11 protein-coding genes are annotated in these 13866 nt (G+C 51.2%); 2 read left to right on the top strand and 9 right to left on the bottom strand.

The window, feature by feature from the left end; genetic code table 11:
• Window positions 1-61: 61 nt before the first annotated feature.
• A complete protein-coding gene (locus J2Z70_RS17560; protein WP_245368314.1) occupies window positions 62-1081 on the bottom strand; it encodes a carbohydrate-binding protein in 1020 nt (339 codons plus the stop codon).
• 441 nt (window positions 1082-1522) lie between these two features.
• Here J2Z70_RS17560 and J2Z70_RS17565 point away from each other — a divergent pair, with 441 nt between their 5' ends.
• Both J2Z70_RS17565 and J2Z70_RS17570 read left to right on the top strand, forming a co-directional pair.
• The gene (locus J2Z70_RS17565) at window positions 1523-3682 is read left to right on the top strand and encodes a sensor histidine kinase (protein ID WP_209875415.1); all 2160 of its coding nucleotides are present in this window, start codon (window positions 1523-1525) and stop codon (window positions 3680-3682) included.
• Between the two features lie 7 nt (window positions 3683-3689).
• Window positions 3690-4379: a response regulator transcription factor gene (locus J2Z70_RS17570; RefSeq protein WP_209875418.1), complete on the top strand. Its 690-nt coding sequence runs from the start codon at window positions 3690-3692 to the stop codon at window positions 4377-4379.
• Between the two features lie 25 nt (window positions 4380-4404).
• Here the strand turns inward: J2Z70_RS17570 and J2Z70_RS17575 are convergent, their stop codons facing one another.
• From J2Z70_RS17575 to J2Z70_RS17610, 8 genes are all read right to left on the bottom strand, one after another.
• Window positions 4405-4974 (bottom strand): SF0329 family protein, encoded by a 570-nt coding sequence (locus J2Z70_RS17575; RefSeq protein ID WP_209875420.1) that lies wholly within the window; start codon window positions 4972-4974, stop codon window positions 4405-4407.
• A 119-nt stretch (window positions 4975-5093) separates the two neighbouring features.
• Window positions 5094-6320: an RtcB family protein gene (locus tag J2Z70_RS17580; RefSeq protein WP_209875422.1), complete on the bottom strand. Its 1227-nt coding sequence runs from the start codon at window positions 6318-6320 to the stop codon at window positions 5094-5096.
• 221 nt (window positions 6321-6541) lie between these two features.
• Window positions 6542-6988 (bottom strand): copper amine oxidase N-terminal domain-containing protein, encoded by a 447-nt coding sequence (locus J2Z70_RS17585; RefSeq protein WP_209875424.1) that lies wholly within the window; start codon window positions 6986-6988, stop codon window positions 6542-6544.
• Between the two features lie 131 nt (window positions 6989-7119).
• Window positions 7120-8178, bottom strand: coding sequence for a YrpD family protein (locus J2Z70_RS17590; RefSeq protein WP_209875426.1), 1059 nt, complete (start codon window positions 8176-8178; stop codon window positions 7120-7122).
• A gap of 363 nt (window positions 8179-8541) precedes the next feature.
• Window positions 8542-9573 carry an alpha/beta fold hydrolase gene (locus tag J2Z70_RS17595; protein ID WP_209875428.1) on the bottom strand — a complete coding sequence of 344 codons (1032 nt, stop codon included), beginning with the start codon at window positions 9571-9573 and terminating at the stop codon, window positions 8542-8544.
• A gap of 17 nt (window positions 9574-9590) precedes the next feature.
• Complete coding sequence (locus tag J2Z70_RS17600; protein ID WP_209875430.1) at window positions 9591-10310, bottom strand: SDR family NAD(P)-dependent oxidoreductase; 720 nt, start codon at window positions 10308-10310, stop codon at window positions 9591-9593.
• Window positions 10307-11311 carry a tRNA dihydrouridine synthase gene (locus J2Z70_RS17605; RefSeq protein ID WP_209875432.1) on the bottom strand — a complete coding sequence of 335 codons (1005 nt, stop codon included), beginning with the start codon at window positions 11309-11311 and terminating at the stop codon, window positions 10307-10309. The genes J2Z70_RS17600 and J2Z70_RS17605 overlap by 4 nt, the downstream gene beginning before the upstream one ends.
• Window positions 11312-11558: 247 nt before the next feature.
• The gene (locus J2Z70_RS17610) at window positions 11559-13505 is read right to left on the bottom strand and encodes an ABC1 kinase family protein (protein WP_209875433.1); all 1947 of its coding nucleotides are present in this window, start codon (window positions 13503-13505) and stop codon (window positions 11559-11561) included.
• Window positions 13506-13866: the final 361 nt, after the last annotated feature.

Genomic DNA, 13866 nt, shown 5'->3' on the forward strand with positions numbered 1-13866 from the left:
ATAAAGACGCTGCGGGATTCCCGAGCGTCTTTTTGTTTCTTTTATGAAAGGAAGTACTTCCTTAGTTCTGCCCCCCATACCCCTTATACGTACCATATACGGCATTCGCATACTGATCCGCCAGGATCGGGCGGCCGTAGGAATCGGTGGCTCCTGGATACCAGTTGTCGCCCCCGTTGTAATGTAAGAGTCCGTTGTAGATGTTGCCGAATCTTGCGATCTTCTCATCAAGAATCAGTCCGCCTAAGGCTACCTGATCCTGTTCGCTGCTGTGATTATACGTACGGCCGAATTTAGCGCTGAATTGGGAGGCATACGCGGCGCGTGTATTCGGCTCGACCTGCATCAAGCCGTCACCGGCGGACGGGCTGCCCGGCAGGCCTGCTCCGAAGCTGCTCTCCTTCTTGATCACCGCGCTCAACAGTAGTGCGAAATCTCCGCCTTTGCCGAATTTATTGTCCACATTCATGGCATAGGTCCAGATCTGGCTGGGCACCTCGGAGGGGCGGGTGACGCCGGACGCTGGCGGTGAACCGGTGTAGATTTTGACCGAAGACATCTTGTCATTCACACTCTCGCCGACCCAGGAGGAGCTTGATGTATAGGTCCACTTCGTGCCGCCGAAATTATCGTCCGCATACACTTCAACCGTCCAGCCATTCGGTACCTTGAGCGAGGACATCCAGTCATTCGGAATGCCTGCATTGTTCAGCTGGGACAGCACATAATTGCCTGTTCCCAGGGTGACGGCCTTGCCGCCATAGTCCCTATCTGCATAGAAGATGGCTCCGTTCGTGGCCGGGGGGGTGCTGGGCGTTGGTGTCGGTGTGGTGGTGCTGCCGCTTTTCCATAATGCAGGAACATTCGGCGGCTCCCAGCCGGTCAGGGACGTATGCGCCTGCAGACAGGTATATGTACCTCCTCCATACGTTACGGTGTCATTCACCGCATAGGCCGTGTTCGGCGACCACGCTCCTCTCGCGGCTGCATCTGCATTCGGTAAGGCGGTGAAGAACACGGAGAGCAGTAATACGAACGCGGACATTAGGGATACAGCTCTGACTGATACTTTCTTATACAATAGCCAAGCCTCCTTAGATCGTTTCCCCTCATAAAATAACCCCACAAAGCCCCAAAACATAACACCAAGCGGAAACGGCATTGCCGTCCTTTTAAAGGACGGTACCGTTTCAGCGAGAAAGATAAGGATAATTATAGCGCGAAGCATATAAATTCTTATCTTTTAAAATGGGCCCTCCACGGGGCCATCCATCAGGGTAGTATATTTTATTACCGAATTTCTAATTCATTCCAACATTGTTGTAGTTTTTGAATCACCTCGAGAAACTTACAATTTTCGACATTCCTATCTCCTTGCCTAGCATTCTACACAGGAATTTAGCCTGTTAATGAAAGAAAAGAAAACTTTACATCGTGCAATTTCACACAATTTTCGGCAATGATGCTATCATTAAGGCAATGAGCTTAAGAATGACGAATCTTGTAGATTGGGGTCGGCTTCATGATGAGGGGTATACTAAGGTCCGGTTCTAGTAATATCTGGTTACATATCGCTGTGGTCGTAGTTATCGGGCTGATCGCAAGCTATGCCATCCTGTCTGCAACGCCGGGTGCCCCCAAGCCTCGAAGCAAGGAAGGCCTACTGGATCTAACGCATACCTCTATCCGTATGAATCCGCTGAAGTTACAGGGAGAATGGGCCTTCTATTGGCACGAGCTGCTCTCACCCGGAGATATACGAAGCCGGATGGCAGGCGGGGAACCGACTGGCCGGGAACGGTATATCAACATCCCGGGCTCCTGGCTCGGCTACCCGCTGGACGGTCAAGCGCTGAAGGGCGAAGGCTATGCCACCTTCCGGCTGGTGATCCGGCTTAGTGAGCAGGATAGTCAGGAGCGGCTGGCTCTGCGGCTACCTACTATTTTTCATGCCTATAAATTGTGGGTGAATGGAGAGCTGCTGACAGAGGTCGGTGTGGTGGATCAGGAAAAGGAGGGCATGACGCCGAGCTTGGCTACGAGACTGGTGTTCTTCCAGCCTGAGGGTGACACGGTCGAGCTGGTGATGCAAGTAGCGAACTTCCATCATAAGCGGGGCGGCATCACCAAGAATATCGAGCTGGGCGGCAGTAATGTGTTAACGGTCCGGACCCATCTGAGGATTGCCGCCGATATGTTCATCACCGCCAGTCTGCTGGTAATCGGCGTGTATCATCTGCTGCTGTTCATGCTGCGGCGTAAAGACCGGGCACCGCTATACTTCGGCCTGTTCACCGTGATGTTCGGTATCCGCTCCCTGCTGAACGGCGAGCTTATGCTTACCCAATGGCTGCCGCATTTTCCATGGGAGTTGCAGTTCAAGCTGGAGTATCTGATTCTATGCCTTGGCGGGTGGATGATCACGATGTATTTTGAGTGCATTTTCCCGGATTACGTGTCGCGTTGGTTCCGCTATGGCTCCCGGATCGTCACCGGCGCACTCTGTCTGGTGGTTGTGGTGACCCCTGCTCTCGTCTATTCCCGGATGCTGGTGCTGATCGGCGTGGTAGTGGTTATCCATATGGTGTATCTGATGGCGGGGCTGGCTCATGCGGCGGTGCGCCGGATGGAGGGAGCGCTGATCTTCCTGCTGGTGTCGGTGGTGGCTCTGGCTACGGTGATCAACGATTTCCTGTATTACAACGAATGGTCGCCCATCGAAAATACCTCGCCGTTCGGGCTGCTCATCTTCACGGTCGCCCAGATGCTGCTGCTCTCTTCAAGATTCACAAGGGCAGCAACGAATGAAGAACGGATTGCGCGGGAGCTGCAGGAAGCCAATCTCAAGCTCACCGGGATGAATGCCAATCTGGAGCAGATCGTACTGGAACGCACCCATGCCTTATCCGCAGCTCACGAGGATCTCCGCCTGTCGTATGAACGGTTACTGCACTCCGAGGAAGGCCGAAAAAAGCTGCTGGCCTACATTACGCATGATCTGCGCATGCCGCTGTCCAGTATGCTGGGTTATGTCGAGGCGGTGATGGACAGGGTCAAGCCGGAGAGCAATGAACAGTATCTGCAGTATATCCGCGATAACACGATAAGGATCAACCGTATGATCGGGGAGCTGAGCTTCTTGTCCCATCTGGAGACAGGGCAAGTGGAGTACCGGATGGTGCCTGTTCAGGTGACTCCGTTCCTGCGCGGCTTCTATGAACAATATGAGCTGGTGGTGCGGGATGCGGGGCTGGATTTCGATCTGGACATCGGGGATACAGCAGACCTGGGCGCCGGCCTGCCTGTTGCCCGGATTGATTCGCAACGATTAGAGCAGGCACTATTCAATCTGGTGTCAAATGCGATGAAGTTCACTCCTGGCGGCGGGTTGGTGCGTCTTGCCTTAGCTATGGACGAGGTGAACGATACGCGGTGTGTGGTCATCAGCGTACAAGACTCCGGCATGGGTATTCCTCCAGAGCAGCTGGAGCAGATCTTCGACCGCAATTACCGGGTGGACCGGCCGGGGCTGGACATGGGCGTAGAAGGTAGCGGGCTGGGGCTGGCGATATGCAGGGAAATTGTACAAGCGCATGGCGGGAGTGTCCGGGCGGAGAGCGACGGGAAGACGGGGTCGATTTTCCAGGTCATATTGCCATTGATTCAGGAAGCAGGAGAGTGACAATAGAATGGACACATACCGAATTATGATCGTCGACGACGATCCCCATATCTGTGAGATTGTTCAGCTATACTGCCAGCGGGAAGGCTTCGAGTCCTCGTATTGCCACAGCGGGGCCGATGCTATGATGCAGCTTGGGTCATTTAACCCGGACCTGATTGTGCTGGATGTGCTGCTGGCGAATGAGAACGGCATTGACTGGTGCAAAAACGCACGCAATTACACGAATGCCCCGATTGTGTTCCTAAGCAGTCAGGAGGAGGATGAGGTGAAGATCAGCGCCTTATCGTATGGCGGGGATGATTATGTGACCAAGCCGTTCAGTCCGGGCGTACTCATGGCCAAGATCAAGGCTCATCTCCGCAGGGTATCCGCGGGCAGAAGGGAACAGCTGCTGGAGCTGCCGGGACTGACGCTGGATTTCTATGCACAGTCGGTCCATATGGGCAGCAGAACGATTTTTCTGTCGAAAAAAGAATTCAGCCTGCTCTCCTACATGGCACAGAACGTGAATCAAGTGGTTACTGTCGATACGCTGTTTCACCTCATCTGGGGGATGAAGAGTCTGGAGGATACGCGAACGGTGGCGGTCCACATCAGTAATCTGCGCAAAAAAATCGAGCAAGACCCTATCCATCCCGAGCGGATTATTACAGTCCGGGGGGCCGGATATATGCTGGTTGCCGGGAAACGCTGAGTACAAGCGGAAACGGCCATAACAATCATCGTGCACCGCGCCGCAGATCATAGAAATACTCCACCGCCGGATGCTTCCGCTGCATCTTCACGGACATCCCCTCGATCCGCTTCCGCCCGACTCTCCGGTCCATCAGAGCCAGAATATTCAGTACTATATCACTGCTCTCTAGGCTCTCCTCGATAGGAGTAACCAGGAACTTATTCGCTACTACAATGAAATTCGATTTCGTCAGGGCGGTCTGGGCCAACATTATTGCCTTGGCGTGTTCGGTGGTTAAGCGGCTTCGGGCCATGATGATTAGGCGGTCCTCAGGGATGGGCCCCTTGGCTGTCAGTCTGACTGCTTCAATGTCTTCATGGGTGACGGAGATATGGAGCTCCGGGTCATTCTTGACCTCCAGCTCAGACGAATACCAGCGGATGGGGCTTGACTTGTCGGTCATGCTGAGAATGTTCTTCTTGTCCACCGTAATATAACAGGTGCCTGATTTATCCGGCGCATAGCGGTAAGCGGGCGCCCGGTACTCTACCCGTCCTTCTAAGGATGGACTGAGGAAGCCCTCCAGTTGTTGCTTCAGTTTGCTCCAGGACATGTAATCCCTCCCTATTGAAAATGGGAAAAGGCCTGTCGGCCTCTTCTTGAAGTTCTATGTTACCATACTTCCCTTCCTTGTTGCCCGCCTGTGGAGACTTCGTGATGGATTCCATCCCCTCAATCCTTATACGGATCGAACTCATCCGCGCCCGCCATACATACGCCCACTGGCTTTAGCACATGCATAACCTCAATGGTCCCGGCGTGCGCGTCCAGTACTTCTTGCAGCTTGCGGTATACAAAAGGACTCTCGTCCGTCCCCGCGCCGCGCAGCACTACGCCGAACTGCCGGACCGCCTCCAGCATTTGCGCTGTCGTAATTTGACCGCCGCTGCGGGTACGGGTTTTATAGTTCATACGGCCCGCAGCCTGGGTCCGGCTCATGATTCGGCCCGCTCCATGAACGGTGCTGTAATAAGCATCCCGGTTCTCCTCGCTGTCCTTACCCCGGACGATTACGGAGATGTCTCCCATGCTGCCGCCGATGAAGCCCATCTGGCCGGGAGCCGATGGGGTTGCCCCTTTGCGGACGACGATGACTTCCTTGCCGTCATGCGTCTCTTTCCAGGCATAGTTATGATGGTTGTGCACCTCCAGATCCGCTTCCGTTCCCAGAATCGCCAAGACCTGCTGGATGACATAGTCTCTTCCCGCATAAGCATAGCGCCCGGCCAGCTTCATCGCTCTGTAATACATATCGCCCAGCTCACTGTTCAGGTCGAGCAGAACGGGCGGCTGATCCATCTTTTCCCCGGGGGCATTCGCCAGAAAGTCTCTGCCTGCTGCCAGGTTAAGGAACCCGCTCGCTGTCTTATGCCCGAATCCTCTGCTGCCGAAATGATTGGCAATCCATACCCGGCCCGTTGCCTCTTCTTCAAGTATGTCTACGAAGTGGTTGCCGCTGCCGACCGTACCAAGCTGATTCTGCGCCAGGGCCTTCAGCTTATCATGTACTCCGCTGCCCACCGCCTTGAACACCGCCCAATCCGGGTCGTCGAACAGCTCGTGTTCCACACGCTCGTTATTAACCCGGCCTATGCCGAAGGAGATTCTGCGGGCAATCTCATCCATAATCCCTGAGAGCCGCGGCCGCAGCTCCTCTATCTTCAAGCCGGTCCGCACCGCTTTATTCCCGCACCCGATATCGTAGCCTACGCCAGACGGAGAGATCTGTCCATCGTATACGACTACACCGCCGATCGGCTGGCTGTAGCCTTTATGATGATCCGCCATCAGCAGGGTCTGCACCACATTTCCATTCTCCGCACACATCCGGGCCTGCACCAGGGCTCCTTCGTCCGGCTTCCCCCACACGCGCACACCGTCAATATTCTGATAAGCCATATCTTTTCAACCTCCTATGTTCGGGATCACCCGACGCTTCTGTGTCTATACTCGCTTATATCGGGTCCCAGATACATGGCGGAAGTATTACGAACTGGGGATATATAACAATGTAGCATAAGTTGTCGGAATTCAGGAACATAAATAGACCGCCCCGGTGAAGGAAACGGCCTATTTACTATCACACAAGATTATATTCTTTCTGTACGATTATACGAAGTTTATTTAGTATTTATGGTTGCAATCTTCTTCACATTATCCCAGCTTATAGTCGCCCCTATGGCTTGGCTAATAAAACGGAGGTTCACATAAACTGTTCCTTCAGGAGTATTAAATGGAGTTTGAGTTAAAGTGAATTCTTTATCATTGACATTGGCCTTAAGGCTATCCACTGTCATTTTAATCGTTGTCCCTGTAGTTTGGGCCGTAACATTTCCGGTTTTGGAATCCCATTGGACATTCATATTTAATGCTTCAAATATCTTACGAAAAGGCACCATCGTGTTCCCATTTATGATGATGGGCTTAGCATCGAAGCCAAGGGGCTTCCCGTCTAAAATAACAGAGCCATACGTGGTTGGTGTCGCTGCACTCACACTGGAGACTGAAATACAGCCTACTGAGGCCATGATGAAAACAAGAAACGGTATTATAAATTTCAATTTCATAAGTATCTCCTCCAATCAGGTTTTTTCCATATTATAGACGTTTAAAACAACCGAAAAGGTTGCAAAAAAAGAAAAATGTAAATTAGAGCCATCCCGTAACTTGGAATAGCTCCCGCTTCTCTACAATCTCATTACAATGGGTACTTACTTGAATCCACATCAATTGTAACCTTGTTATTTGCATCCCTAGTAATATAGGCATGATCTTGTTCAGGAGTTCCAAAGGAACCACTTGACACTGCAACTCCATTTATTTTGATACCACTATAAACTGCGTAATTTTTTCCTGTGTTATCAGAGGAAACAACGGTTGATAAGATTTTCCACTTGGAAATTGAGCTAATCCCATTTGATCCAATAACACCAGACTCGAATATTGAAGTAAGAGGTGAATCAGTTGATATAGTGCAGGCATTGTCCGCACACGTTGCAGTTCCTTCAACTTTTATTCGAGCATGCCCCGTTCCATTATAATTATACCAAGATGACATTGTAACCGATGAATTAGAAAGGAATGCATTTTTATTGTACATCTGATTGTAAGGTGACACGCCATTCATTGCAACTTTGACTCCGTTATGTTTAACATTAGCAGCAACTCTCCAACCCTTTTCAGAGCCACTTGGTCCCGCAGTAGTTGTGTATACCGTCCCTAAGTCAGCCTCATCAATTCCAGCAGAATAACCAATGTAGTTATATGCCGCTGTTTTAGGGGCGACCATACTATCAACTGGTAATTTTAAAGTTACAGTTAAATAGGAGTTAGCTGCTCCGGTGGGCGATATATAATATCTACCTCCTACGCCATCTTTGATAAAATCAGTTTGATCGGTAGGCAAAGATAAGGTCTGGATACTATCTTCCTCAACTATTGTATCAAAAACGGTTAACTGTGGTGTACCATTCAAAGGCTCTTCATATACATAGCTTTTATCATTCGGATCAGTAGCTAGAAATGTATACTGGTAAGAGCTACCTGAAATCGCTTTAGAAATAAAATCTTTCTCCTTTTCTTCCGAGAGATTCATCTTGGCGTTATTTATCATAGCATCAAACTGTGTAGCTGAAATATCGCCACTACTCAAATTATTGATTTGAGTAGCATCTGTTGCCACTTCTGAAGCAGATACTGCTGATACTGAGCCAATCAATGATGAAGCTAACAATAAAGCTACAATTCTTTTTTTCATATGAACTCTCCTAAGATAGTATTTATTGGTATATATGGTGATCTACCAATATACATATCATTTACCCCGAATTTCAAAAATGGAACAATTATCTATAAGAACTATGAAATTGAAGAAGGTGAGATAAACATACACTCGTGGAACACATAAAAAAACAGACCTTCTTAACCAAATACAGAAGGCCTGTTTTAGTGATAATTCTTTATGTCTGACTCTTTACATTCAAAGAAAAATTCAAGAAGAAGATGTTACATCCACTTACGTATTCGAGTCCAGCATGGCCGAAGCTTTGATCGCTTTTACACGTGAGGACTTGCTATAGGTTCATGACGCATTTCACCAGGGATAAGATAATCCCGCCCTTCAGAACTCAAGCTGATTCAGCCACTGCGCAAACCGCTCTTTCTCCTCAAACTGAGGATAATGGGCCGATTTCTCGAAGATCACAAATTCCTTCACCGGCGCTTCCAGTGCTGCGAAGTATTGCTGTGCCGCGTGAACAGAAGTCATATAATCATATTGTCCCATCACAAAATAAACGGGGATGTCCACCTCATCGACTACACTTGTAATATAATTCTTGGCCCCTTCAGCCAGCAAAATATCCTGCGACAGGGAAACGCCCTTCAGGTAGCGGATCACATCCAGCAGATTGTACTCCGGGTTCAAGAGGAACCCTGTGTAATAATCGCGGTTATCGTCTATTAATCTCGCGGCCCCGCCATATTTACGCACCAGGTCTCTTGGCGTCAGCTGCCCGCCTGCTTCTATGGGAGCCCGAAGCTCTTCTAACCGCGCAACATCCTTCGTATTACCGGCTCGCGTGGCTTGTTCCATGGAGTAATTCCAGCTATCCCGCTCGCTGATTCCCAGATCGCCCATCTGCCCGATTCCGATGTAAACGGTGAACCGTTCCGGGGACTTGGCAGCCGCTTTAATCCCGATATAGGTGCCAAAAGAATGGCCGATCAGCAGCACCCGCTCCTGTCCGAATTCCTGCTTCACGTAGTCCGTCAATGCCAGCAAATCATCGACAAGCAGGTCCGTGGATAAATTCGAGTAATCCTCTCCAAAGTGATACGACTTGCCGCTTCCGCGTTGATCATAGTGCACGATGGTAAAGTTCTGCTCCAGTAAATCCTGATATTTCCGCACATATGGAATTTCCGAACAGCCGGGACCGCCATGCACAAAAATAACTACCGGATTGCGCCGGTCTGCTCCTCTGATCATGACTTCATGGCCCGTGCCGTTAATCTGGATCTGCTCCAACTTACTTACGCTATGTTCCCCTTGAATTCGGGGTGTCCACGTTGGAAACACCAATCCGGCTGCGATCAGCAGGGCAATGATGAGAATAGTTATTCGGGTTATCTTGATGTACTTTTTGGACATTCACTACTCCTTCATCCCTACGCATTCGAATCCAGCATCGCCGGAATATTGATTTCCTTCACACAGGAAGCCTTGGACAGGTTCATGACGCATTGCACCAGGGATACGATATCCTGAAGCGGAATCTGCGCACCGTTATAGGCGGACAAGACGGGCTCCACCCCAGCCTCCAATGGAATCTGCGTGGCAATCTCGCCAGGATTGATGACAGTCACACCGATGCCGTATTTCTTCACATGCTCCCTCACCGCATTGGCAATCCCGCGCAGACCGAACTTGGACGCGGCGAACGTTACCTGGGTGTAATCATTATGGTCAAGACCTGCCGTAGAACCAATCAAGAAGATTTTGGCGTTCTCTGACTTTATAAGATTGGGCAAAAGCTTCTGGATGCACGTAATCGCCGAAGTCACATTGATGTTAATAATGCTGGCAATCTCAGCCGGATCATCCTGCTCAAAATCATAGTCATCGCTGAACCCCTTGCTCTCCCATACGCCAACATTATAGATGAATACGTCCAGGGTAACGCCGTTCAATGATTCTGCAATCCGCCCCGCAGCATCCGGCTTCGCCAAGTCAGCCTCAATCCAGGTCCGCTGAACCCCATCCTCCAGCTTCATGCTGTCCGGATACGTTCTGGAGACCACCCAGACCTGATCGCCCGCCACCGGCAGCGCCTTGACGAAGGCCTCTCCCAAGCCCTTGCTTGCTCCGAAAATAATAAAGTTTCTCATACGCCCTCCCCCGAGTCCCCAAGCTCCTCCGCCCCGTCTTGCTCCTTGCCTGCGAATTCATCCAGCAGTGCACGCACCTCACGGGTGGACTTGGTGTTCATTAGATGATTTCTGAGTTCACTGGCGCCGCGGAAGCCGCGGACGTAGATTTTGAAGAAGCGGGGCAGCGGCTTGAAGGAACGGGGTTCCAGCGCCGAATAGCGATCGTGCAGATCCAGGTGCAGCCTAAGCAGATCCAGAAGCTCCTTGCTGCTATGCTCCCTTGGCTCCTGTTCGAACGCATACGGATTATGAAAAATCCCGCGCCCGATCATAATCCCGTCTACCCCATACTCTGCGGCCAGCTTCAGGCCCGTCTCCCGGTCTGCAATGTCCCCGTTAATCGTCAGCAGGGTGTCCGGCGCGATCTCATCCCGCAGCTTTTTAATCTCAGGAATCAGCTCCCAGTGGGCCGGGACCTTGCTCATCTCCTCCCGCGTACGCAGATGGATGGACAGATTCACAATGTCCTGCTGCAAAATATGAGTCAACCAGCCCCGCCATTCGTCCACGCTGCTGAATCCGAGCCGGGTCTTGACGCTGACGGGCAGTCCTCCGGCCTTCGCCGCCTGTATGATCTCCGCTGCGGTCTCCGGACGGCAGATCAGGCCGCTGCCCTTCCCGTTCTCGGCTACATTCGCTACAGGACAACCCATGTTCAGATCGATTCCCTTGAAGCCCTCTTCAGCCATGCTGATGCTCATCTTCCGGAAATACTCCGGCTTGTCCCCCCAGATGTGCGCGACCATCGGCTGTTCATCCTCGGTGAAGGTTAACCGCCCCCGTACCGCCTGCTTCCCCTCCGGGTGAGCATAGCTCTCTGTATTGACGAACTCCGTAAAAAACACATCCGGCCGGCCCGCCGCACTCACCACATGACGAAACACCACATCCGTCACATCCTCCATCGGAGCCAGTATAAAAAAAGGGCGTGGCAATTCACGCCAGAAATTATTTATCATATGAAGTACCTCTCTATGCGTGCCGGGATAATCCCTTATCCGGCTGTAGTAAAGCTAAATTATATCATAACTCCTTGGGATTTGTAGCCGCCAGCCAAGGCCCCCTCTACAGACAATAAACCTCAGAGGAGTCTCTGAGGCCGTGTGTGTCTCAATCCGCTATTGAACCCTGCCTAACCCTGCGCTTCCACCCGCGTATTCTCTTCTTGTTCGAGAGTAGATTCGCCATAATCCTGTAAGCCCTCCGTTAACTCTTGGGTTTCAACTGCTTAATCACGGACATCATCAGGATAATCATCCCCGTGCCGAAGCCTGACATCGATAGGGGAGCCAGGACGAACCGCATGATCTCCCCTTGCACCCAGAAGCTGGCCAGCATGATCACCATACAGATTACCGTGAACATCCCGACCGTCAGCGTCCCCACGAAATCCGTCAGACTATGATTGTCCTCACGCGCCAGAGTGATCCGGTTCTCCTTCAGCAGCGGCAGCTCCAGCAGCTTCGGGATATAGTCCTCCAGCCGCCCCTTCACCTTGTTCAGCTGCTCCTTGACGATCTGCCCCTGATCCATCTGGTCTGCGAAGGACTGGCTTACTGCGGATAGAGAGTACGACTCATCTACAGAGGACAAAGTCCCGTCCAGGGTAATAATCGCCCGGAAGGCACCGGCCACCGTCGGCTTCAAAGACATTCCCAGCTCGGTAATCATCGACATCAGCCGTCTCATCATGACACTGGTAGGATCAGGGGAGAACGAGGCTTCGGACAAAAGTCTGCCGAGGCGCCGCTCGATCATTCGCACATCCAACAGCTCCCCTTCTTCACAGACTCCGGCCAGGCCCTGGGCCATCTGCTTTGTATCCTTCCGGCTGTAGCCCATCAGGAAGTTCAACATCCCGGCCCGCTCTTCCTCTGTCAGATAACCCACGGAGCCGAAGTCAATCAGCGCAACCTTCCCGTCCTGGGTCAACATCAGATTGCCGGGATGCGGATCGGCGTGGAAGATGCCGATCATCAGAATCTGCTGCAGGAATGCGTGCATGATCATTTCCGATACGTCACTGGTCACCTTTCGGGTGAACCGGTGCCCTTCAATATATTCCATGGTCAGAATCTGCTTGGTCGAGTACTCGGCGTAGATCCTCGGCACTTGTATCGGAATATCGTGTTCCTGGAATGCTTGGCGCAGCAGGTTGGTATTCAGCGCTTCGATGTCGAAGTCCGTCTCTTCAATCAGATTCGTTTTGAAGCCTTGGGCGAGCTGGATTAAGCCGAGTCTTTGGATTTTGGAGGAGCGTTCGGAGAGCCGGGTCACGAATTGGATTAACAGATCCAGATCTACGCTCATCTTCTGCTTCACATCCGGCCGCAGGATTTTGACAACTACCTTCTCTCCCGTGGACTTCAGCCGTGCCAGATGCACCTGACCGATCGAAGCGGCTGCAATGGGCTCCATTCCGAAGTCTTCATATGTCTCCTCCAGATCGCCGATTCTGCTGTCGATGATCTCCTTCAGCTCCTTCCGGCTGAGCGGCTTAACCTGGTCATGCAGGCTGGAGAACGCTTCGATGTATTGCGCAGGCAGCAGATCCTTCTTGGTCGATAAGACCTGCCCGAACTTCACGAAGACTCCGCCCATGTTATCCAGAATGGCAGCAATCACCTGCGGCAGCTTCGCATGATCCTGCTGGAGCAGATGGTTCAGCCCTTTGCGTGAAGCGATCCAGAGCAGACGAATCATACGCCTGAAGCCCCGCACCTTACCCATCACATACCCAAGCGGGTTCCCGGACTGAAGCAGCTTGAAATTGAATACGCTAAGCAGCATGTAGGTATAGCAGGAGATAAATAGAATCAGCAGCGGGTAATAGATGAACATCACCCTGACCATCTCCGATTCGGAGGGAACCACAGGCTGCTTGAAGTAGGTTGAGGTTATGATGAGAGTAACAACGGACGTGCTGAAAAGAATCGCCACCATCAACTGGAACTGTTCATGCTTGAAGGTCCTGATGCTGCTTATAATGAAATACAGAATGAACGCCACGACAATAATGCTGCTCATATAGAATTGCTCCAGCACTTGCACCAGCATACTGACCGCCACCGCGCTGATAAGCGGCATCACGATCTTATGCTTCGCATTGAATATATAGGCAAGCGCTACGAACACACCGAAACATAAAAGCATTACTATGAAAAAGAACATCCTCCAGCCCCCTGTATCCGCTTCATTATTCCCAATATAGCATACTAGGCTGAAGATGCGGAATGCTCCGATATTATTGACATCTGGAGAACTTCAATGGTAAGCTCCACCTATAAAATTTGAGGAGGATGGCAGCCGATGATTCCACGTGTATGGTAAGCAAGCCCAACAAAAGCTGATTTTCCACCAAGTATGGGCTTTTTTGAGCTGCTGCTATTTACGTTAAGGACATCGGTTGCGATCCGCTACGGCTTATTTCACTATGCCCGGTTTCGCACTGTCCCAGCATGTAATTGTTGCAGACCCAAGTCCACTTCCGGATTTGGGTCTGTCTTTATTTAGG

Origin of the sequence: Paenibacillus silagei, assembly GCF_017874735.1 — a bacterium.
Lineage (GTDB): Bacteria > Bacillota > Bacilli > Paenibacillales > Paenibacillaceae > Paenibacillus_AQ > Paenibacillus_AQ silagei.

Excerpts from the sequence above, each read along its gene's own strand:
- J2Z70_RS17575 (WP_209875420.1), bottom strand. The coding sequence starts at position 4,974 with ATGTCCTGGAGCAAACTGAAGCAACAACTGGAGGGCTTCCTCAGTCCA.
- J2Z70_RS17590 (WP_209875426.1), bottom strand. The coding sequence starts at position 8,178 with ATGAAAAAAAGAATTGTAGCTTTATTGTTAGCTTCATCATTGATTGGC.
- J2Z70_RS17565 (WP_209875415.1), top strand. The coding sequence starts at position 1,523 with ATGATGAGGGGTATACTAAGGTCCGGTTCTAGTAATATCTGGTTACAT.
- J2Z70_RS17570 (WP_209875418.1), top strand. The coding sequence starts at position 3,690 with ATGGACACATACCGAATTATGATCGTCGACGACGATCCCCATATCTGT.
- J2Z70_RS17580 (WP_209875422.1), bottom strand. The coding sequence starts at position 6,320 with ATGGCTTATCAGAATATTGACGGTGTGCGCGTGTGGGGGAAGCCGGAC.
- J2Z70_RS17605 (WP_209875432.1), bottom strand. The coding sequence starts at position 11,311 with ATGATAAATAATTTCTGGCGTGAATTGCCACGCCCTTTTTTTATACTG.
- J2Z70_RS17585 (WP_209875424.1), bottom strand. The coding sequence starts at position 6,988 with ATGAAATTGAAATTTATAATACCGTTTCTTGTTTTCATCATGGCCTCA.
- J2Z70_RS17610 (WP_209875433.1), bottom strand. The coding sequence starts at position 13,505 with ATGCTTTTATGTTTCGGTGTGTTCGTAGCGCTTGCCTATATATTCAAT.
- J2Z70_RS17595 (WP_209875428.1), bottom strand. The coding sequence starts at position 9,573 with ATGTCCAAAAAGTACATCAAGATAACCCGAATAACTATTCTCATCATT.
- J2Z70_RS17600 (WP_209875430.1), bottom strand. The coding sequence starts at position 10,310 with ATGAGAAACTTTATTATTTTCGGAGCAAGCAAGGGCTTGGGAGAGGCC.